This is a genomic window from Pantoea sp. ICBG 985 (genome assembly GCF_002928365.1).
Classification (GTDB): domain Bacteria; phylum Pseudomonadota; class Gammaproteobacteria; order Enterobacterales; family Enterobacteriaceae; genus Pantoea; species Pantoea dispersa.
Window position 1 is genome coordinate 109,555 of sequence record NZ_POWM01000003.1, and the last position, 22,613, is coordinate 132,167.

12 protein-coding genes are annotated in these 22,613 nt (G+C 57.2%); 1 reads left to right on the plus strand and 11 read right to left on the minus strand.

Going from position 1 to position 22,613, the window contains the following annotated elements; all coding sequences use genetic code 11:
* Positions 1-280 precede the first annotated feature (280 nt).
* The 4 genes from C1Y42_RS09970 to C1Y42_RS09985 all read right to left on the minus strand — a co-directional run bounded on the left by C1Y42_RS09970 (position 281) and on the right by C1Y42_RS09985 (position 14,639).
* A complete protein-coding gene (locus C1Y42_RS09970; protein WP_058775901.1) occupies positions 281-613 on the minus strand; it encodes a hypothetical protein in 333 nt (110 codons plus the stop codon).
* Positions 613-11,322, minus strand: coding sequence for a hemagglutinin repeat-containing protein (locus C1Y42_RS09975; protein WP_158251400.1), 10,710 nt, complete (start codon positions 11,320-11,322; stop codon positions 613-615). Before C1Y42_RS09975 ends, C1Y42_RS09970 begins: the two co-directional genes overlap by 1 nt.
* Before the next feature lie 12 nt (positions 11,323-11,334).
* Positions 11,335-12,999, minus strand: a complete 1,665-nt coding sequence (locus C1Y42_RS09980; RefSeq protein WP_104093317.1) for a ShlB/FhaC/HecB family hemolysin secretion/activation protein — start codon at positions 12,997-12,999, stop codon at positions 11,335-11,337.
* A gap of 431 nt (positions 13,000-13,430) precedes the next feature.
* The gene (locus C1Y42_RS09985) at positions 13,431-14,639 is read right to left on the minus strand and encodes a pyridoxal phosphate-dependent aminotransferase (protein WP_104093318.1); all 1,209 of its coding nucleotides are present in this window, start codon (positions 14,637-14,639) and stop codon (positions 13,431-13,433) included.
* 68 nt (positions 14,640-14,707) lie between these two features.
* Here C1Y42_RS09985 and C1Y42_RS09990 point away from each other — a divergent pair, with 68 nt between their 5' ends.
* Positions 14,708-15,769 (plus strand): gamma-glutamyl-gamma-aminobutyrate hydrolase family protein, encoded by a 1,062-nt coding sequence (locus tag C1Y42_RS09990; RefSeq protein ID WP_104093319.1) that lies wholly within the window; start codon positions 14,708-14,710, stop codon positions 15,767-15,769.
* Here the strand turns inward: C1Y42_RS09990 and C1Y42_RS09995 are convergent.
* From C1Y42_RS09995 to C1Y42_RS10025, 7 genes are read right to left on the minus strand one after another with little or no spacing between them, the layout of a single operon-like run.
* A complete protein-coding gene (locus tag C1Y42_RS09995; RefSeq protein ID WP_104093320.1) occupies positions 15,732-16,676 on the minus strand; it encodes a dihydrodipicolinate synthase family protein in 945 nt (314 codons plus the stop codon). The genes C1Y42_RS09990 and C1Y42_RS09995 overlap by 38 nt on opposite strands.
* Positions 16,677-16,685: 9 nt before the next feature.
* Positions 16,686-17,855 (minus strand): Xaa-Pro peptidase family protein, encoded by a 1,170-nt coding sequence (locus C1Y42_RS10000; RefSeq protein ID WP_058775907.1) that lies wholly within the window; start codon positions 17,853-17,855, stop codon positions 16,686-16,688.
* Positions 17,839-18,942, minus strand: coding sequence for a mandelate racemase/muconate lactonizing enzyme family protein (locus tag C1Y42_RS10005; protein ID WP_058775908.1), 1,104 nt, complete (start codon positions 18,940-18,942; stop codon positions 17,839-17,841). Before C1Y42_RS10005 ends, C1Y42_RS10000 begins: the two co-directional genes overlap by 17 nt.
* Entirely contained in the window at positions 18,939-20,114 is a 1,176-nt protein-coding gene (locus C1Y42_RS10010; protein ID WP_104093321.1) for a M20 family metallopeptidase, read from the minus strand. The genes C1Y42_RS10005 and C1Y42_RS10010 overlap by 4 nt, the downstream gene beginning before the upstream one ends.
* A gap of 13 nt (positions 20,115-20,127) precedes the next feature.
* The gene (locus tag C1Y42_RS10015) at positions 20,128-20,874 is read right to left on the minus strand and encodes an amino acid ABC transporter ATP-binding protein (protein WP_058775910.1); all 747 of its coding nucleotides are present in this window, start codon (positions 20,872-20,874) and stop codon (positions 20,128-20,130) included.
* Positions 20,871-21,605 (minus strand): amino acid ABC transporter permease, encoded by a 735-nt coding sequence (locus C1Y42_RS10020; protein ID WP_058775911.1) that lies wholly within the window; start codon positions 21,603-21,605, stop codon positions 20,871-20,873. The genes C1Y42_RS10015 and C1Y42_RS10020 overlap by 4 nt, the downstream gene beginning before the upstream one ends.
* Positions 21,606-21,625: 20 nt before the next feature.
* Positions 21,626-22,378, minus strand: coding sequence for an ABC transporter substrate-binding protein (locus C1Y42_RS10025; protein ID WP_369974301.1), 753 nt, complete (start codon positions 22,376-22,378; stop codon positions 21,626-21,628).
* Positions 22,379-22,613 lie beyond the last annotated feature (235 nt).

Sequence of the window (22,613 nt, forward strand, 5' to 3'; positions counted from 1 at the left end):
CTGTTATATCAACCACAACTACATTATTTTTTGCGGGTTAAAAAATACTTTCAATTCTGGAACTAACAAGTATTTGCCATGTTCATAAGTACTTGTGTTATCTAAATGTGGCGTGGTCTCCGTCAACAGGCCGAAGATGAAGCAGTGACTTAAGGCGTTCCCTGGCGCGCTGAACTACACCGGCGATCTGCCGGTGATCAAGCGCGGGAACGGGCATTATGGGTGGATTTGACGGCTAAAAATAGGAAGATCCCGGCTTGAGAGCCGGGATCATTGATGGCTAATCGTCGTAGCGGAAGTCTATATTTAGTTTCATTTTTTCAACATCCAGAGTCACTTTACATCCATGCCACGCAGGGCGGCCATTGGTCAGATTGTTTTCAATATAGTAGTTGCGAAGCTCTACTAAATAATGAAGGATATCTGTATTCGCCCTTCCACCTGCCGTTAACCATTGAGTTTTATCATCATCATCAAGATAATCATATTCATACTCACAATGATCATTTTCCGGTGACAATTCTGCACGCATAATGATCTTCTTAGCTTTGTCGGGAGCGATACTATATAAAACAGTACCGATATCTTTATAAATCTCTTGATCATTTCTCATTATTTCCCTCCCGGTGCATTTATAAAGGTTTTTTCTATTGGGCGACCACCATTAATAGAGTAGATAACGTTGAAGCTTTCAGGGCGACCACCAGTTCCAGAATAAACGGGATCTATCTTAACATTCACCTGCTTACCCTCTTTCAGGGCAGAAGCCCACGTATTTTCCATTTGTTTCCAGGCACCCTTATTCAGATTACCACTCATTGGAACAATATTAAGCTTCTCACCCATACCACCAAAAATGCTGGCTATCAGGTGACCACCTTCATCCCCTGCAACCCCACATTTACCAGCTTTGCACTGTTGGTATGTATTACGGTCTTTTGTCAATAATGACAGATCTGCTTCAACAGACGCTACCCGGCCATTATTATCGGTCAAATAAGTTTTATTAGCATCAACTTTATACGTTTTATTTGGCAGGGGATTATTCAGTTCTTTACTCCAGTTTCCCTTACTACCTGATACTGCAACGATTTCATCGCTGGCCTTATTGATCAGCTTCGAGGCTTCAGCAAGTTCCCCTTTGTTCAGCGCTGTCTCAGCCGCTTTAATGGCCTTGCCCGCCACATCCCCTGCGCCCGGTATCAACCCTAACGCTGCGGCAAGATAATCCAGCGCACTCTGCGCTTCCGCAAAGCTCTTGATATCACCCACCACCGGCACAAAATCTGCACCGGCGGCAAGAGTTTCTTTCAGCGATTCACGCCGCTCGTCGTACATTTTCACCGAGCAGGCTTCCGCGCTTAATCCGGCACAGTTCTCCTTCTTATAGCGCTCGTTTTCCGCCTCAACATACTCACCGGCCTTCTGCTCAAGCGTTTTACCTTCAGACTGCGCCTGCGCTATATCACCCAGCGAGTTATTCTCAACCGCATTCTTCCCTGCCTGAGCGCCGGCCAGCGCACTGGCGCTACTGCCGCCGGTCACGCCGCCTGCCAGACCTGCAGCCAGTGTACTCAGTGCACTGATGATCTGCTTATCCGACTCCTGCAGGTCACTGACCTGTTTACCCGGATACATCGAATGCATGATCAACTGACCCATCAGCTCTCCGCTGACCGCACCGGTCGCGCCTGCTGCCGCGCTGTTGCCTGCCGCCCACGATGTTACCGCACCTACCACTGCATGAGCCATTGCTTTTGCGGCCTGATTGTCGGCGGTATATTTGTGTATCTGCTCGGCCAGATACGGTGCCGCTGCGCCGCTGGCTGCCTGCGCCAGATTGCCACCCGCCAAACCCTGAATCGCCGCAGTCGCCGCCTGAATCCCCTTCTGGATATCGCTGCCGGTGCCCCAGAGTGCCATGGCCTTCTTATAATCACTGCTGTTTTCCAGCGCTTCCTGATACGCTTTCTTTTCAGCCGCAGGAGCGTCGGCATCCGGCTGGTTTATGTTGTTTTTTGCCAGTTCCTTCTTACCTGCTTCCGTCGCCTCAATCTGCCCCTGCGTCCGGGCGATATCAGCAACCTGGCTGCCTATTTCACCGATCAGCTGAGCCGTCTGCAGGCGTTTCTGCTCCTTCTCTTTGTCGAAAATCGGGCTGATGCTGTCATTAGCGTGCTCGGTGTCGCGGCTAAGTGCAGCAACATCCTGCTGCTGATTTGCCTGGTCGCGCACCACTATCGATCCCTGGGCAACGGCTGACTGCGTTGTTCCCTCTGCGTGGCCACTGCTGCCTGCGCCCGCCAGCATACTGGCGGCCATGTTCCCTTTGAACTGGCCGCTGAAGTTCCCCGCCGAACTGAGGCCAATCCCCTGGTGCTGGGTTTTATAATCTGCCTGATTATGCAGGTCCGTGAAGCCCAGCGTGCCGGTATCAAGACGGTTTTTATCCGCGTCAGCCTGGCTGGCTATCACCGCACCATTGAGCTGGGTGTGACTGCCAACGTTAATATCAAACCCGCCCTGACCGGCATAAATGCCGCTTTGCTCCAGCACACTGTCGTAATTGCTGTGCATTTTATCCTGGCTGGCGTTGATATAACCGGAACCGGTCATTGAGCCAAAAGTGAAACTGCCGCCGGCTCCAAAACTGATCTGCTTCGAATCATAGTTATCGCTATCCTGCAGACTAGTAATAGACAGGTTGCGACCAATGTCAGCAGTCACGCTGTTACCGTTAACCAGCGCGCCAGTCAAAGTGGTGTCACGACCGCTACTGATGTCGACAACACCGCCGCTGTCGAGGGTGGTTTCGCTCCAGACGGTGCCATTCCCCTTTTCATGGCCTTTCGCCCCGTTAACGCTGGCGAAAATACTCAGTCCTGCGCTGCCACTGCCCACGCCGAAACTTAGCCCGATACCGCCACCGCTGCTGCTGTTTTTACCGCTGGTTTGTTGCGTACTTGCCGCGCCCGTCAGGTTGATGTCGTTCGCTGCGTGCAGTGACGTATCACCACCAGCCTTGAGCTGGCTACCGGCAATCAGCAAATCACCGCTGCTGGCACTAGTGCCTTTACCAGTGGCATCAATACTGAGGTTTCTCCCGGCATTCAGCGTAGAACCGCTGACGGCGTCGGACTCCTGATGCTGCTGAGATTTTGATTTTTGAGTGGTCAGCGAAATACTGATGCCAACGCCATTGTTAGGATCGCCATTGGCCTGCGCAAGCTGGCTGGCCTGGTTCGCCTGAACACCGGAAAGCACCGCTTTGGTTGCCTGTAATGCGGCCAGACGCCCATCGCTCTCTTTTTTGGCGGACTGTGCAGCAGAGACCGCACTGTTAACTGCCTCGGCTACTGCGCCTGAAAGCGCCAGCGTCAGTCCACTGGTGCGCTGCTCAAAACGTTCGTCGCGCGTACGTACATCGTGGCCGGGCGTGATTGCTACGCTGTCACCTTTCAGGGCCATGTTGCCGCCGGCAATCAAATCCGCCCCCTGCACCTGCAACTGCTGGCCTGCGGTGATTGAAACGTTCCCGCCGGTGCTGCCAACGGTACTGACACTCTGGCTTTGCGTCGTGCCTTTTTCCTTCAGATCGTGCAGCGACTTACTGCTGCCGATGCTGATACCCAGCCCACCGGTTCCCATCAGGCCACTTTTTTTCGTCTCGGAAAAACGCCAGCTCGACTCCGTGTTGGTAGCGGCAGAGATCCCGACATTGTTACCGGCGCTGAGCGCCACGTTATCATCACCCGCGACCTGCGATCCTTTTACCAGCAGATCGTGACCCGCGCTTACGGAGATATTGTTGCCACTGAGCAACGTGCCTTTTTCGTGCGTAGCGCTGTCTTCCTGAATGGTGTGGGTGGTCTTCTTGCTGAACAGACCTTTTTTGGTTTTCGTCTCTTCGCGATAGTTATAATCGCTTTCGGTGGCCGTGGTGAGGTTAATATCATGCCCGGCTCGCGCGGCGATATCCTGTTTTGCCGTAATCTCACTGGCTGCGCTGTTGATGTCATTCCCTGCGGCCAGCACGATATTACCGCCACTGCTGATTTCGCTGCCGGTTTGACGAACCTGCTCGTTGATCGTCACTTTTTTGCCGCCCCGGCTCTCGCTGTATACGCGACTCTGCTGGGCATTCAGGTTCAGATCGCGCCCTGCGCTCAGGGAGGCGTTTAAATCGGCCATCAGCTGCGCTGCCTGCGAGTTAATATCGCGACCGGCGCTCAACGCTAAATTTCCGCTGCTCTGGATGGTACTGCGCGTAGCGTTAATGCTGTCGTTTTTGCTATTGCCCTGCGTCTGATGGCTACTGTTATCCAGCGTATTCAGATTGATATCATTTGCAGCGGCCAGCGTCGTATCGCCTTTTGACTCCAGCGTGCTGCCGCTCAGATTCAGGTCGTGACCGGCACGCGCGGTGAGATCGCCACCCGCGCTTACGCTACCGTCCTGGCTGCTGGTCACCACCGCGCTGCCATTTTTATTAAGACGATCGGTATGCAGTGCATTGGCGGCGATATTGATATCGCCCCGCGCACCCAGCTGTAAATCACCGCCGGCAGCCAGCGTCGCGCCCGTGTTATTGATGTTGCCACCCGCGCTGAGGCTGGCATTTTTGCTGGCTGAGATACTGGCCACATCCCCTAACTGGGTATCACTGAAGCTTAACGCGGGCGCATTTTTGATGCCTTTAAGCGCCAGGCTGCTCCACTGCTGAGCCTGCGTAACGTTATTGATGTTTCCCGCCGCCGATGCGAGCGAAACGGTTTCGGCCGAAATCGATGCACCGATATTATTAATATCGCCAATCGCGTTCAGTTGCAGATCGCTGCCCGAAGCCAGTAAACCAGCATGCAGGTTATTCAGCGTGCTATTGCTGCTGGCTGACAGCAGCGTTTCGGCTTTGATAGTACTACCGTCGTTATTGATCTCCCCGGCATCCAGTTTCACCGCCTGACCAGCAATCACACTACCTGCCGCGATCTCACTGTCGCCTGGCGCCAGATAGAGTTTCGGAGCCAGCACGGTTTGACCATTAACCGTGGTTTTTTCCCACCACACAATACTCGTGGTCAGGGCCGCCACTTGTTCCGGCGAAAGGCTAACCCCCAGTTGCAGGCCCAGGCCCGCCTGTTGCCGGGCCGCGCTGTCCATCAGGTATTGCATCTGCTGCAGATCGGAGCCGGTACCACCCACATAGCGATGCCCGGTCTGGCTCAATATGGCGTTACTTACGTAGCGGGTATCGAACGCGGCATCACCGAGGAATTTATAATCCTTATCGGGTGTAAGCTGCAGACGATTCAGCAGATAGGCAGAACCGAGGAATTTATCTTTGTCGGTATAGATTGCCGCCGTTTCGACTCGTGGGCTGCTGCTCAGCGCCGGCTGCGTTACCGCCTGATCCGATTGTTGAACTGCTCCGGAAGTCGGGTTCCTGAGAAACGCATTGAGGCCATCAAACAGGCTGCCGTCGGTTTTACCGACCTCTGCCAGCTGTGGGTTCGTGGTAATCAGGTAGGGACTGGCAGGATCTTTACTGGCGACAAACAGGCCGTTGTTACCGGCAGGCAGTGGATAATCAGTTAACGCCGCGCCCTGATTACCTATCTGTTGTAGTGCGCCTGTCAGCGCATCCTTCCACTGCGGAGACCCGACGGCGATAGTTTGCCCGGCGGCAAGCTGCTGGTTCTGCACGCCACCCAAGGATTGCAGTGGCGCAGTTCCTGCAATACCCGGTTTGCTAATGGCATGCACCATGCTGCCAGCGTTAGCCACGGTATCCGTATTGCTCAGGTTATTCGTAAAACGGGCGCTGACGTTGCCGCCAGCCTGAATCACGGCACGCAGACCTTCTCCCGTCTGGCTGGTTTCATAAACGGGTGCGCCCTGCAGGGTATAAACCACCTCGGAGCCCAGGCCACTCTCGTATTTCACACCATGTGAATTCCCGTTACGTAAATCAGCAATGATCGAAGGTGCAGTATCTTCTTCGCCGTAAAGGTTAGTATCAATCCGTCCCGTATTAGGATTGCCATATTTGTAGACCAGATACTGGCTTTGAATACTGTTTTCCCAGGACTGATTATTCAGATTGTTGCCGGTGAGCACGATATCCTGACCGGCGAGTAAATTACTGGCTTGATTGTCGAGGGCATCGGCTGTCACTACCAGATTCCGGTTAGCAGCGATTCGACCTGCACCGCCAGTCGCGCTGGCCGTGACGGTGGTAGAACTTACGAGAAACTTGCGAACCGCCGTACTAAGTTTCGGTGCCAGCGTGGTGTAAGGCCGGTATTCGGTGTGGCCGTTTCCTTTACCATTACTTCCCCCCGTCTGATAACCATGCATGCCGTGATAAACGCCGATCTCATCGTCATCAAGCTGACCAAGCTTCACTTTCATGGTGGCTTGTCCCAATCCGGCGGGGGCATTCGTAGCGGACGCTGAAGTTACAGAGGTATTCATCCCCTCACGCTGATTCAGCAGATGCCCGGTACGGATGGTGATATCTCCGAGCGAGGTTTCAATATTGCCTGAGGTATTGATCACTTCATCGCTGGCGTTACCCGCCGCATCGCGCTGCAGCCACAGGCTATTATTCGCCAGGATATCGCCACGATTATTTTGAATACTGCTGGCCAGCAGTTGCATATTATTCCCGGCATACAGCAGCGCACGGTTTTCTATCCGGCTGCCTGCTGTCATCAGCAAATTCCCTGCTGTCCCGACGAAGCCATAATTCACTAACTGGCCGCGACTGGTGAGACGCATATCTCCGCCGGCCTGGACGCTTCCGCTATCATTAAGCGTCATGTTGCTGGCATCGACGTTCAACGCGCCGCTGCCGCTGCGTAGCTGACCATTATTGATGAAATTATTGCTGCTGAGTTGCAGGCTGTTGCCCTGCAGCGTCCCCAGAACGGTAAGATCGCCTTGCGTACTGAGATTCAGCGCTTTACCCGCTGCCAGCGTGCCGCTCTGCGTGAACCCCGATCCCAGTTGCAGGGTCATGTTGCCCAGCGCCAGCAGGCTGCCAGCCGCATTCAGCATCGGCGTATTGAGGGTCAGATCGCCTGCGCTATAGAGTTTGCCGGTTGCCTGGTTATCAGCATTCTGTAAGGTCAGGGCCAGCGCACGGCTGGCGAATACGCTACCGCTGTTGTGCAACACACCGCCGCGCACCTGTAAATTATCGCCCTGCAGCTGTCCCTGATTGGTCATCTGGCTGGCATTCACCTGGCTATCACCCAGACCGGTAAACGTCCCGCTGTTCACCAGGTTGTTACCACTGTAAGCCAGCCCCTGCGCCTGCACCAGGCCGCTATTCAGTACCGTCGGTGCCGACAGCGTCAATGGACCACCGGTAAGCAATCTGCCCGTGTTATTCAGGCTGTCACTTAGCGTTATTGTCGTAATGCCATCGCCCTGAATCTGTCCCTGGTTCAGTAAAGATTGCGCGTTGAGTTGCAGAGCACCCTGGCTGCGCAGAACCCCGCCCTGATTCGCAATCGCCTGTTCAACGTTGCCATTCAGGTTCTGCTGGGCATACAGCTGACCACGGTTAGTCAGGTTGCCGCTGTTTATCACCAGATTTTTGGCTTCGATATCACCGGCACTATCAATCGAGCCCGCTTTCAGGGTGCTGGTTCCCGCGCTCAGCAAAGCAGCGCCTTTTAGCTGCTGCAACTGTCCGCTGAGGTTAGCCGTCAGCTCGTCTGTTGCTGTAGCACTTCCCTGATTAAGCAGCGAATTGCCCTGCAGCTGCAGATTTTTTGCCGACCATTTGCCTTCATTGTTCAGGCTCGCCGCCTGAATGGCCGCCAGGCCACTGGAAACGATATTACCCTGCGCCAGCGTGTGCAGATTGCCGGTCGCCGTAAGGCTGGTGCGCGCTGCGGACTGGATGCTGCCATTGACATCAATCTGGCTGGCGCGGGCATCAATGCTGTTCGCCTGCCAGCTGCCCTGCTGGTTGATACGTTGCGCATTCACGTTCAACGCGCCCTGAGTCAGTAACCGGCCCGACTGGGCATCGGTCAGATCCTGCTGTAATTGCAACACCAGGGATTTTAAACCGATCAGATTGCCGCTGTTGCTTACACTGTCCGCCTGAATCGCCAGCGTATCGCCCTGCATCTGACCCTGATTACGCAACTGCGCGCCTGTCAGCGAAAGTTGTTCACCACTCAACAGCTTGCCACTGTTATTAAGCTCGCGGCTTTGCAGCGTAGCGGCGCTGTCCGACAACAGGCTACCTGCGTTGTCCAGCGTCTGCTGCAACGCAACATCAAGCCCTTTGCTGCCAAGGGCGATACCGCTGTTATTCAGCGTATTGCCGTGCAGTTGCAACGAGCTGCCCTGCAAACGTCCGGCATTTTGTGTGCTGTCAGCGTCCACTTTCAGCGCACCGCCTGACAGAATTTGCCCGGATTGCAGGATATTAAGCGCATTACTCCGCAGCGTGACCGATTGATTGCCCTGCATCAGCCCACTGTTAGTCAGTTGTTCGGTATCAAGTTCGAGGGTTTGTCCACTGAGGTTACCTGCGTTACTCAGCGCGGAAGTGTTCAGCGTCAACGCATCTGAGGCCAGCAGTGAGCCCGCAGGCGCGTTATCGAGCGTGTTTTTCACGCTGATATCCAGCGTTCGCGCAGAGGTTTGCCCCTGGTTGCGCCACGCATCACTGCGGATCGCCATCGCGCCCAGCGCGTTAAGAGTGCCCTGCTGCTGTAATGAGTCAGCGGTCAGATCCAGGCGATTATTGGCGCTCAGCGTGCCCGCATTATTGATAATGCCCGCGGCAATCGTCAGATCCTGCGCGCCGGTCTGCGCCCGGTTGTTGAGCGTACCCGCCTGCAAAGTCAGCTGCCCGGGTGTAAACCACTGGCCAGCCAGATCGGCCTGGTCGGCAACGTTGAGCGCGATGGCGCTTTTGGCCTGCGTGCGCGCATTGTCACCACTGCTTAACTGTTGCGAATTCAGTGTCAGCGCCTGGTCGGCGGAAAGCGTGCCGTTCAGCTCAATATTTTGCCCATTGAGCTGAATATTTTGCGCACTGGTCTGTAACGAACCTGCGCGGGTCGTCAGTTTTTCAGTCTGGAAATCGAGGTTGTGCTTCGCGCTCAGCGTTCCACCGAGGTAAGCCTGGCTGGAGTGCACCCGCAGAGCGCCGTCTGTCAGGGTGTTACTGTCATCGCCAGCGGTAAACTGATCTACATTCAGCGTTAAGTCGCCCTGCGCGCCCAGCAGACCGTTGTTATCCAGATGGCCGACATCCAGCCGCTGCCCGGCGCCAGATTGTGCCGTACCGTTATTTGTTAATACGCGGCCAGAAAGCGTTTGCTGGCCGAGCGATTGCAGCAGACCCGCGTTGGTCAGATGATCAAAACTAAAGTGCGTATTACCATTCGCCGCCAGCGTACCGCTATTGACGAAGTCAGTTGCACTGAAAGCCAGCTCGCGTCCGGCAATCAGCGTGCCAGCCCACTGGCTTTGATCATTAACCTGTAATGCAATGTCATTACCGGCGGATAGCTTGCCCTCACTGAGTGCGTTGAGGCGGTCTGCACGTAAAGTGACATTGCCACCCGCACGGCTTTGTCCATCCAGCTGCTGCTGTGCGCTGGTCAGGCTAAGGTCCTGCTGAGCCGTGAGCATTCCGGTTTTGCTCAGGTGCAAGGCACCGCCGCTCAGCTGAACATTATCTCCGTCCAGCTGACCACCGATCGTAGCCTGCTGGCTGGCCGTCAGTGAGACGTCACCGTCACCGTGCAGTCTGCCTGTGCTGCCAAGCGTGAGGGTATCGCCGTTCAACATCAGGCTACCCCCGCTGGCAATCTCGCCTTGCAGTATTTGCTGACGGGCGCTGAGATTGATGTTGCGCTGGCTGCTAAGCCGGGCGTCTGCTGCGGTTTGCAATGAGGTGCTGCTTAGCGTCAGGCCGTTTTTACCGCTTACAGAACCGTTCAGGGTGAAATCGCCACCCGCTAAATCCAGCTCGTCACCGGCGAGTAACGTCCCCGTTGCGCCATTCAGCGCCTGCTGCGTGGCACTGATATGCAGCGCACGCGAAGACCCGATCAATCCCTGATTGTCCAGCGATGCGGTGTTGAGCGTTTGCCCGCCTGCCGACTGTAAGCGTCCCTGGTTGCGTAAGGTATTTGCCGTAATAGTCTGGTTTTTCTGCGCCTGAATCAGGCCGCTATTCATCAGCGTCTGCGCCGTCACACTGATGTCACCGTTAGCTGCAACGGTGCTGTTTTGATCTGCCGTGAGGTCGCTTGCCGCCAGGCGCAGATTGCCGCCGCTGGTCAGTTTATTGTTACGGAGCTGCACATTGCCCTGGCTGTTCAGCGTTACGTCACCGGTCGCCTGTTGCGTCCCCTGCAGCTGCATATCGCGGGCATTCGCGAGCAGCTTGCCGCTGGTGCTGGCATTCCCCAGCGTCAGGGTGCCATTCGCGTTTAATGTGATATCACCCTGATTGGCTAGCAGGTTGCCGATGTTGACCCCGACGCCTTTGTCGCTCGACACCAGATGAATCCGGTTAGCGTACATGCCGCCAAGCGCACCGGTATCGACCGCCACTGACGGCACTGGCCCTTCTCCGGCGATTGGCGTAACCGAGCCGTCCTGCGCAACGCGGTTGGCACCCGCCGTGATAGCGAGATCGCTGGCATGAATATCCGCATTAATTTTAGTGGCGCGCGCAATGAGCGATACCGCATCAGCGCGGCTGCCATCCAGCCCTTTGCCCTCAACCGTCACGTCGCCTTTGGTGACTTCCAGCGCGGCGAGATTGCCGCTGGCATCCAGCTGCGGTTTTCCGGTGGTGAGCGTCACGTTGGGCGTATTAATGAAGCCACAGCCGTTACAGGTAATGCCGTAAGGGTTGGCCACGATCACATTCGCGGCTTTACCCGCGACTTCGGTATAGCCCTGCAACTGCGAACGATTAGCTCCCACCACTTCATTGATGATCGCCCGGGCTTCGTGCCCGGCCTGCAGGTTAGGGTTATTCTGGATCAGTCCGCCCAGTTGGGTCTGAGTAAGTTGCCCGCTGGCATTATTGAGAATCAGCCCCTGCTGCCCGACGTTGTACTGCTGGTACTGGTTATGGGAAACACCTGCCTGATTCGGCGTGGCGATATTGACCACCGGCACGCCGTTACCCGCGGCATCCATGCGCGTGCCCGGCGTAACCGGGGTAATTTCCGCGGCCACAACCGGCAGCAGTGGCTGTACCGCCACCAGATAACAAATGAAGTAGCTCAGCGCGCGACGAAACAGGGAAACCGGTTGACGATCATCCATAATCATTGCCTCTTAAAAAACCAGCCCGACCCGGGCATAAATGCTAACGTGATCCGGTTGCAGATAGCCGGGATAACTGAGCGGAAAACCGACCGTGTATTGGGTATAAAAGAAACGGCTGCGGGTGCTGATCCCCACGGCGCTGCCCCATATCGTGCCCACAGACTCGCTGTTCTGCGCATCGCTCTTCAGCCAGCCGCCGTCCACCGCCGCCAGGGCGCTGACGTCACCGACCAACGGCAAGGTGAACAGGGTGTAATCCAGTTCATTACGCAAATAGCCACCCGCGTCGCCTGACAGGTATTGTTCTTTGAAACCCCTGACTGAGCTTTCGCCGCCGAGCGTCAGGCGTTCGCTGCCGTATAACCGATCCGGTGACCACTGGCCGTATACGCTGCTGAGCAACCATAACCTGTCCGAAACCGGTCGCTGAAAGCTGCCGCTCAGGCTCCACTTGCGAAACTGCGCCCGCGGTAAGTCCCCGCTTTTGTCGGCATCACTCTCCGCATCAAACCACGGCATACCGCGGCTAAAGGTTGGGTTGAGCGTTGCCACGCCACCGAACACCTTTTGCGTATGGTTGAATCCGATCTGGGTACTGGTGATTTTGCGACTGCTACTCTGCAACAGGGTATTGTTGAGATAGTTGTGACTGGTGTAGTGGTTCAGGCCGAGCTGCAAACTGGTCTTGATTTCACCGTTGCGAAACAGCACCCATGAACCATTCAGGCGATGCGCAATATTGTCGCCGTTACTCAGCCAGGTGAAACCATTGTTATCAAAATGACTGTGATAACTGCTCCAGCTATAGCTGTAGTCGAGCAGGCCGTAGCCATACGGCACGCTGACACCCGCCTGCACATTCTGCGCGTCACGCCACTCGCTGAATGCGCTGCTGCGACCGCCGCTGATAAACCAGCGATCCGCCAGCCCTAACAGGTTGTTGCCGGTCAGCGATGCGGTTAACTGACCGACACCGGTGCTTTTTTGTCCGCTATTATCAAATCCCAGCGCGGCGCTGAGCGGAAATTCTGCCGCTGTCGTCAGGTTCACCACTGAATAACCGGGCTGCGGCGCAGGCTGAATTTCAATCTGTACCGGGGTGCGGCGCAGGCGATTAATTTGCTCCATACCCTGCTCAATATCGCGCAGGTTAAGTATTTTTCCTTCAATATGAGGAAAAACCATCTTTAACATCGCCGGCTGCGCCCCGTCGAGGCGAATAGCGAATAGTTTTCCTTCCAGCACCGGAATAATTAACTGCCCATGCGACAGATCCTGTTCGGCTAAAAACGCCCGGCTGGTAATGTAACCACGTTGCATATACCAGTCAGAGACCGCATGTACCAGCGCATTAATTTCACTCAAATTCAGACAGCGATTGATATAAGGTGCCGTCAGCGCCTGTTGCTGACGATCGGATATCAGCGTGACGTGCCGCAGACGGATATGCTGGATCGGAAAACAGGGGCCGGGGCCCGCCGGGGAGGCGTCCGGCGCATTCAGCGGTGCCACAGCATGCCATAGTGCATCGCGCTGCTGCTGATCCTGTTCCAGTCGCTGCTGTTGTTGGTTTTGCAGATAATCGCGGTCGCCAGGTGTCAAAGGGGCAGCGATAATCTGGCCTGACGCTATAATAATAGACAGCGCCAGCAATATCCTTATTTTTGCCATCATCAAAGACTTAAGTAAAATTAATTGTAAAGGTTTTGTAAGCTTCTGTGCGCAGAATATCACCTAAACAATCAGACAGTTCCGCTTAATAAGAAAAAACAATAAACATGACGCAGTTTTAATTAAGTGATAAAAACAACTTTACCTAACGCAAATAAACAACAGAAAATCAGCAACGGCCATTAAATCATTAATATCGCGCGATGGCGGCATGACGCCAGATTAAGCGGGCTGAATGAGATGAGGCCTGCCCGGTAAGGAAACGGTGCCATATTGATAAGCGCCACGGCAATCTGCGCTGACGCCGCAGTGTTGCGCCATGCGGACTTTTACTGTTGCTGAAACCACGCACCTGCCTCACCGGATCGCCATTGCTGGCGACCGGGCGGATGCATGCCTGCATCCGATCGCGTATCAATCCCTCATGGCGGACATCAGCGCAGTTTTGCCACCGCAGATTTCAGCCGCGCGCAGGCCTGCTCGAGCAACGCATCGTCAACCGCGTAGGCAATGCGTAAATAACCCGGCATGCCAAACGCCGATCCATGTAACACCGCAACCTGTGCGTCCTGCAACAGCCAGCTGGCTAGCGCGCTATCGTCCTCCAGTCGTTCTCCCTGTGGCGTCACGCATCCCAGTAACTTTTGGCAGTTGGCAAAAATATAGAATGCTCCCTGCGGCGCCCGGGCGCTGAGGCCGTTGCTGGTGGCGATCATTGTCAGCACCTGCTGACGTCGCCGATCAAGCGTAGCGAGCCAGCCTGCCAGAAATTCGGCCGGTTGCTGCAACGCGACAACCGCTGCTGCCTGCGAGATGCTGCTGGGATTAGAGGTACTCTGCGACTGCAGAATCTGCATCGCGTTAATCAACCGTGCCGGACCGGCAGCATAGCCGAGCCGCCAGCCGGTCATGGCATGGCTTTTTGAGACACCGTTGACTGTCAGCGTGCGGTCAGCCAGCTGCGGGGCCGCCGCGGCAAAAGTGCTGAATGGCGTGGCGTCGTAGCGTAACGGCTCGTAAATATCATCCGCCATGATTAACACCTGGGGGTGATCAGTCAGCACCTCAGCCAGCGCCTGTAACTCCTGCGTACTGTAAACCGCACCGGTCGGGTTACCCGGTGAGTTCAGAATCACCCAACGCGTTGCCGGCGTCAGCGCGGCAGCCAGTTGTTGCGGCTGCAGCTTCCAGTCGTGCTGTTCGTGACAGGCCACGATCACCGGTTCGCCTTCCGCCAGCGTCACCATATCCGGATAGGAAACCCAATAAGGGGCAGGAATGATCACCTGCTGGCCAGCATCCAGCGTAGCCAGCAGTGCGTTGAAAATCAGCTGCTTGGCGCCGCTGCCGGCAATGATCTGCTCAGCGCTAAAATGCAGTTGGTTATCACGGGCAAACTTGGCGGCAATCGCTGTTTTGAGTTCGCGCGTACCGGAAACGGCGGTGTATTTGGTTTGCTGCTGCACGATGGCGGCAATACCGGCATAGCTGATGCTGTCCGGCGTGGCAAAATCGAGTTCTCCCTCGCCGAGGTTGATTATCGCCTTGCCGGCGGCTTCCAGCGCACGCACCCGATCGGAAATCGCGGCGGTAGGAGATGGACGGACGCGCTGCATGCGACGAGCCAGTAGCTGACTATTCATAAATCCTCTTTTGTATATCCTGAATCAACTAATACAATTAATCACCCCATCCCAGCAGGAAGAGTGCCGTGTTACCTATTTTCATTGTTGATGATGCCCGCGTTCCGGCGCGCTTTGGGCTGCTTGCCAGCCTGTATGCCAATCAGCTGGCGTTACCGTTATGGAGCCTGCGCCCGGATTTCACCGGCGATTTCCCCGATAGCCATCAGCATGTCGCGGCGGCAGGTTACTGCGTCACCAGCGGACTGTATCGGAGCGATACACTGCAGCACGAAGTCAGCGATGTAGCCCTGCTGCCTGCGAACGAAGCCGTAATCGTCGTGGCGCAGGCGGATGTAGCGCGCATTGCGCATTTGCCAGGCAAGCGCCTCAAGGCGCTTTCCTGTGAGACGACAATGCGGCTGCAGGATGACAGCAACACCCTGCTGCAACATACCCTGACTTCACCGCCCCCCGGCCGCCACGCGCTGCGTATTGGTCTGATAGCGCGCGAGCACGATCAGCGTGACAGCTATCCGGCCACTCTCGATGCGCTTTACGCCGCAGCCCGGGCGCTGGCGCTCGATGTGGATATTCACTTTTTCGCTCCCGCCGCACTGTCAGATGAGCTGTCCGAACTCGACGAATTGCACGGCATTCTGCTACCGGGAGGTGCCTCGATGGCAGCGGTGCGCGGTCAAATCGCCGTGGCGCATGCCAGTCGGCAGCGCAACATTCCCACACTGGGCCTGTGCCTCGGCATGCAGAGCATGTGCACGGCTGCGTTACAACGTCACCCAGAGCTCAGCCAGGCCATGCTGGCAGAAGTGGCACCGCAGGCCGCGGTGCACAGCTTTATTCCTTTTGCCGATGGTCGCCATCGCTGTGGCCTGCTGCCATACCCGGCCGCAGAGCCGTTTAACCTGATGCATTACAACCATCGCTATCGCTTTAATCCGCAACTGCTGCCGCCGCTGCTGGCAAGCGGCGTGCAGGTTATCGCCCAGACTGATGACATCATCGAAGGCATTGCGCTGGCCGATCACCGTTTCTGGCAGGGGGTACAGGGGCATCCGGAGCTACAGTCGCGCCCGGATGCACCGCACCCGCTGTTTACGGCCTTTCTGCAGGCGCTGGTGACGCCAGCGTAACCCCGCTGCGTCCGTCGCTGGCCAGCCGTTGCATCACGCTGGTCAGCGCAACCAGCGCGTCTGGCGAGATCGGCTGCAGCGGTGCGCGCACCGTGCCGCCATTGAAACCGCGCAGCGCCATTGCCGCTTTCACCAGCTGCGGCTGGCCGTGCTGGCGTGCCAGCGTACGATAGTCAAACCACAGCTGATGCAGATCGCGCGCGGTGGCGGCATCGCCCTGTTCCAGCGCACGATAGCAGGCAAGGATGAGCTCCGGCAGCGCGCCGCTGTTGGTGGTACTGATGCCATCGAATCCGGCCATCATCGGGCCGGCAAAGGCCAGATCGGAGGCACAAAATAGACGCAGTTTGCCGCGCAGCCGGTTGGCAATCTGATCGATGGCGGTTGGATTCAGATCGCCCTGTTTGATGCCCACCACACCCGGTATCGCCGCCAGTTGCTCCAGCAGTGCCGGTGACAGGGTGATACCAATGCCTGGCGCGTTGTAAACCAGAATGCCGGTTTTCGACAGCGGTGCCATCTCAGCAAAATAGGCAAGAATTTGCGCGTCGGTAATTTCGCTGACAAAAGGCGCGGTGACCATCGGCAAACCGCCCAGATCACCGGCCAGCTGCGTCAGCTCGCGGGCATCACGCGGATCTGCGCTGGCGCTGCACAGCATCACCGCCACGCGATCCTGCACGCAGTCCATCACGGCGTGAAACAGTGCACGGCGTTCTGGCACTGACATCACCGGAAATTCGCCATAAGTGCCGCCAATTAACAGTCCGTCGTAGCCAAGGCCGATGACGCGTTCGATATTTTCGCGCAGGGCGCCGAAGTCAATGTCGCCGCTGGCGCTGAAAGGCGTCACGGTAATGTTAAAGATACCGCGCAGGCGTTCACGGCATTCACTGATGTCTTTCATCGGGTTTCCTTATAAGCAGGTTAATGGGCGAGCCAGCGAACCGAGCTGGCGATAGCCGGTTTCCGTCACCACCACGGTTTCGCTAACGCCAACCGTAAACTCGCCGTAGATGCGCAGCGCCGGGGGGATATGGAAGGTCATGCCTGGCTGCAGTTCGGTGTTGACGCCACTGTAGAGGCTGAGAATGCCGCCCTCGCCCCAGTCCGGCGCGAACGAGACACCGATGGAGTAGCCGGTGCGTTTTTTAAAGTTGTCGGTGAAGCCCGCGCGATCGATCACCTGCTGGCAGGCTATGTGCGGTGCGGCACAGGTTGCGCCCGGCCGAATGGCATCCAGTGCCGCCTGGAGCGCCTCCTGACACACTTTCTCCATTTCCAGCGCAATAGCAGGGGGCCGCCCCAGCCATGCCGAGCGCATCAGCGCGGCGTGATAGCGATCGTGCGCGGCGGCCATCTCCAGAAAGACCGGCTCATTATCCTGCAACACGCGACGACGCCAGGTTCCGTGAGGCACACCGCTGCGTGGGCCACTGGAAACCAGCGGCTCCATCCCGACATACTCGGATCCGGCCGCGATGGCGGCTCCCATCATGGCCGCGACCAGCGCATTTTCATCCGCCCCGGCGCGCACTGCAGTCATACCGGCCTGCATGCCGGCGTCAACATAGCGCGCCGCCTGGGCGATCTTTTCCACTTCCGCCGTTGACTTTACTGCGCGCAGCGGCTCAATCACCCCGGCGGTATCGGCGAGGCTGCCGATGCGACTTTGCAACGCCTCATACACGGCTACCGGCAAAAACCAGCCGCGTTTGTCCAGCCCGACACGCTTACTAAGCCAGCCGCGCTGCTGCAGCAGGGCAACGAGAAAATCAACCGGGTTATCGCCATCCTGATAGATGGCGGCATCTGAGATAAAGGTGTTGGCGATAAAGTTAAAGTATTCGAGCTGGCGGATAACAAACACCGGATCCCCTTCTGTTGGCAGCACCAGCGCCTGAAAGGTGTAATAGCCCGGTGTTTGCTGACCGGTTAACCAGAAAATATTTTCTGGTCCGGTCACAATCATCACATCAACGCCGGCCGCATTGAGACGTTCGCGGGTGCGCTGGATGCGTTGTGCGTACTCCTGTGCGCTAAAGGCGGATTCACTTCCCTGGATAACATTATTCAGCTGTTGCATAACCAGACTCCTGGAGAAAAGTGGCGCGCGCGGCATCAAAATGCACGCCCAGGCCGGGTAAATCATTGATGAATACAGTGCCCTGCTGATAATGCAGGCCGCTCACCGCATCGTTTATCAGGCCATCGGCACCGTACAGCTCTGCGAAACGCGGCTGCATGGCGCGACACACCTGCAGCGCCGCCGCTGTTGCCGCATGGCCTTCGTTCATCTGACCTATCATGAAAGGGATGCTGGCCGCCTGCAGGCGCCGTGCTGCCGCAAGCGTCGGCGCAATGCCGCCCAGCTTCACCAGCTTGAGATGGCCCCACAGCGCGCCATTCGCCGCTATCAGTTGGTCGATAGCTGCCGGGCTATTGAGGCTCTCGTCCAGCATGATCGGCACGCCATAACCGCTCAGTTGCGCCAGTGCGGCATCGTTAGCCGGTGCCAGCGGCTGTTCGACGTAGCTGAGATTCAGCGCCTGCAGCGCCGGAAAAGCGGCGTGCGCCTGCGCCAGTGACCACTGACCGTTGACATCAATCGCCAGCGTGATGGCCTCACTAAAGCGGGCGCGCAGGGCGCGCAACCGCGCCAGATCGGTCGCCACATCCGCCACGCCGGTACGCAGTTTGAGCTGGGTAAAGCCACGTGCAACGTACTGTTCAGCCTGCGTCAGCATTTGCGCTTCACTGCCCCAGAACAGCGTCTGGTTGGTCGGGTAACCGGGGCTGGCCGCAGCGGCACCGAGCCAGTGCGCAAGGCTCACGCCGGCCTGCTGCGCCAGTAAATCATGCAGCGCCATGTCGAACAGCATGCGCGCCGGCGCCAGCAGTCCCGCCCCATCCGCATGCACACGCTCCAGCATCGCCTGCGGCGCCAGTGCCCAGTTCCAGGCTGCCAGGGTGCGGGTGATGTTTTCCAGCACCCGATCGGCGCTGCAGCCGTGCAGGTACTGAATGTTGAGCCGCACCTCGCCCGTGCCGCAGCGCGTGCCATCGTCCAGCCGCAGCCACAACGTATCCAGCGCGCTGATTGCGCCCGAGGACGCGGTGTGCAGCATGACTGCGTCATAGCGCAGCTGACCGCGCCAAAGCGTTGCTTTCACGTTGCGGACTCCTGCGGCAGCATCGCCAGTGCCACGTCGAGGTAGATGGCTGCGGCAGCAATAAATTCTTCAACAGGCACGAACTCATCTGGCTTGTGAGCCACCGCCAAGCTGCCGGGACCGATCACCACGCCTTTCGCCCCGAGCGAACGAAAATGCACTAAATCGCATCCCCCCTGAAAACCAAACGGGCCCGGTTCCGCCTGCCCGTGGCGACGACAGGCGGCGAGGCTGTGCTGCACAATCGCTTCGTTACTGTCGGTCTCGGTGGCCCCGCCCGTGGTGGCCTGCCAGGCGATGATGTCCGCCTCCACGCCGGCAGTGGCTTTCGCGTGGTCAAGCAGCAGCTGCAGTTCGGCCTTCACCGCCTGCTCGTCCTCACCGGGCACCATGCGGCGGTCGAGGAGCAGCTCGCAGCTGTCCGGCACCACGTTATCAGCGTGCCCCCCGTGGATGCGCGTCACCGTCAGGCTGGCATTGCCCACCAGCGCGTGGCAGCGACAGCGCACCTGCTGCTGATGCGACTGCTCAATCAGGCCCAGTAACCTGGCGGACTGATAGATGGCGTTGATCCCCAGCTCGGGCGTGCCCGAGTGCGCCGTTACGCCCTTAACCCTGACGCGCGGTCGCAGGCTGCCCTTATGGGCAGAAAACGTGGCGTTGCCGGTGGGTTCGCCAATCACCGCAAAATCGATGGCCGGCGGTGCCTGCCGGACATAAAACTTCGCGCCCTCACTGGCGACCTCTTCATCGGCGGTGAATACCCCCATCAGCGTACCGGACCAGCGGTGGCGACTGGCAGCCAGCAGGCGCAGCGCTTCAACCATCGCCACCAGCGGTCCTTTGGCATCGCAGGCACCACGACCGTACAGGCGTCTCTCGCGCTCGGTAAGGGTAAAGGGATCGCTATGCCAGCCGCTGCCGGCAGGCACTGTATCCAGATGGGTATTAAAGGCGAAGCAGGGTCCGGCACCGTTGTGCAGAACCGCGATGACGTTGGTGCGCCCTGCCGCATATTCACTGAACGACAGGTCAAAACCGGCCTCGCGCAGCCAACCTGCCACGCACTCTGCCGCTTCGCGCTCCTGACCGGGTGGATTTTCTGTATTGATGGCAACCAGCGTGGCGAGGTCGCGCTTCATGCGCACGCTGTCGACCGTGTGAATAGTCATTATGGCTCCGCTGTTAATGTAGGATTTGATCGAGAAAACGCTGGGCACGTTCGCTAACCTGGCGGTTGAAGAAATCGCTGGCGCTGGCGCGCTCCAGGATTTCGCCCTCTTCCATGAACAGAATCTGACTGGCGGCACGGCGCGCGAATCCCATTTCATGGGTGACGACCATGCTGGTCATGCCTTCGGCGCTCAGTTCCGCCATCACATCAAGCACTTCACGGATCATCTCCGGATCGAGCGCTGACGTGGGTTCGTCGTACAGCATCAGTTCTGGCTTCATCGCCAGCGCCCGGGCAATGGCCACGCGCTGCTGCTGACCGCCAGACAATTCGTCGGGGAAATGATCGGCCCGGTCGTGAATACGCACCTTCGCCAGTAGCGCTTCTGCCTGTTTGCGTGCCGTGATGCGGTTGACGCCGAGTACCGTCATCGGTGCCAGCATGATGTTTTCCGCCGCCGTCAGATGGGAAAACAGCTCGTAGTTCTGAAACACCATGCCAATACGCTGGCGCAACTGGTGCGGCGGCACTTCTCCCCGGCTGATATTCTGGCGGGTGAAGAACACATCGCCGCTATCGGCGGGTGACAACAGATTGACGCAGCGCAGCAGCGTAGATTTGCCGGAACCGGAAGGCCCAATCAGGACTACCGTTTCCCCTCGCTGAACGCTAAGCGAACAGTTCTTCAATACCGGCTGACGGCCAAAGCTCTTGTCGATGCCAATCAACTCCAGCAGCGGTGGTTTTGTCTCGTTCATGACAGATCTCCTGCGGTATCCGCCGCTTTGGTTAACCGACGGTGGCGCGCCCGGGCCTTTTGCCATTTTCCACGCCGCAGTTTCGGGTCGAGCGTGCGCTCCAGCCACGACTGAAACAGCATGAACAGCGAGGTCAGCAGCAGGTAATAGAGCCCCGCCGCGCAAAGCGCCTCGAAATAGCGGAAGCTGGCGCTGGCGGTCTGGTTCGCCACCAGCAACAACTCCTGTACCGCAATCACCGACACCAGCGCGCTGGACTTCAGCATGCTGATCATCTGATTGCCCATCGGTGGCAGCACGATGCGCGCGGCCTGCGGCAAGACAATCTTGCGCATGATCTGGGCGTGGGTCATTCCCAGCGCCATACCGGCGGTGCGCTGGCCGCTTTTTACCGCCTGTAAGCCGGAACGTAATATCTCCGCCATGTAGGCGCCCTCATTCAGCGACAGCGCCAGCACGGCACAGGTAAACGCGGAGAAGCGCAGACCGAAACCAGGCAACACGTTGTAGACAAAGATGATCTGGAACAGCACCGGCGTACCGCGAAACAGCCAGAGATAAAAAAACGCCAGCCCTTTCGCAGCACGAAATGGCGCTTCCTGTAGTAGCGCCAGCACCAGTCCCAGCACTACGCCGCACAACAGCGAGCACAGAGTAATCAGCAGCGTCATCCACGCGCCCTGCAGAAATTCGCGGGAGAGGAAGTACTGCCACATTAAATCGATCGACATAGCTTTCTCCGGTCAGCGGATTAAAAAATGGCAACGGAGTCCGGGAAGTTCCATTTCTCAATCAGTTGCTTGTAAGTGCCGTCTTTCACCAGGTTTTGCAGTCCCTGCTCCAGTTGCGCTTTGGTGGCGCTGTCGCCTTTACGGACTGCAAAAGCGATGTGGGTATCGGCTTCAAACTCAGCGCCTGCCGCTTCAAACACGCCGGGCTTCTCGCTAAACAACGCAACGGTACCCGGCGTTGAAAGGAATTCCGCATCGGCGCGCCCCTGCGCAACAGCCACTGCCGAGTCCGTTGCCGCCGGGAACGTCATGACATTGATCGCGGCTTTTTTGGCGGCGAGGCAGTTCTGGTTATCCACGCGCGCCTGGCTCTCTTCGATACCGCCAAGGGTGACCGCCACGTTTTTGCCGCACAACGACAGATCGCGCCCGGTGATGCCGGCCGGATTGCCTTTACGCACCACAACGCGACTGCCGATTTTGAGGTAAGGAACAAAATCCACCTGCGCCGCACGCGCCGGGTTGACGTACATCGCTGAGTTAATGATGTCGAGACGTTTGCCCTGCAGTGCCGGGATCAGCCCTTTAAACTCCATCGGCATGGCTGCGGGTTGCAGATTGAGCGTCTTACTCAGCGCGGTTATCAGCTCGATATCAAAACCGGTGAGCTTGCCGTCTTTCACAAACTCGAACGGCATAAAGGTGGCTGCGGTGCCGTAGGTCAGTTTGCCTGGGGCAACGCGATCGCTTGCCGCCTGGCTGATGATGGGCATCAGGGCCAGCGTGGCAAGCGCAAGCAACCGACCGGTAGAGCGAAATGAATTGCTGATCATCTGTGTCTCCTGGTGAACGTTTAAATTGGTTTTTATGATTCATAAAATACAATCATGGTGATAAAAAAACGTCTTCTCCTGGTGCACTCTGCACGCTTATCGTGCATGTATTGCTTTATATCGCAGCATTTACCTCAACATGTTATTGTACCTTTAGTCGACAATAATACATTTC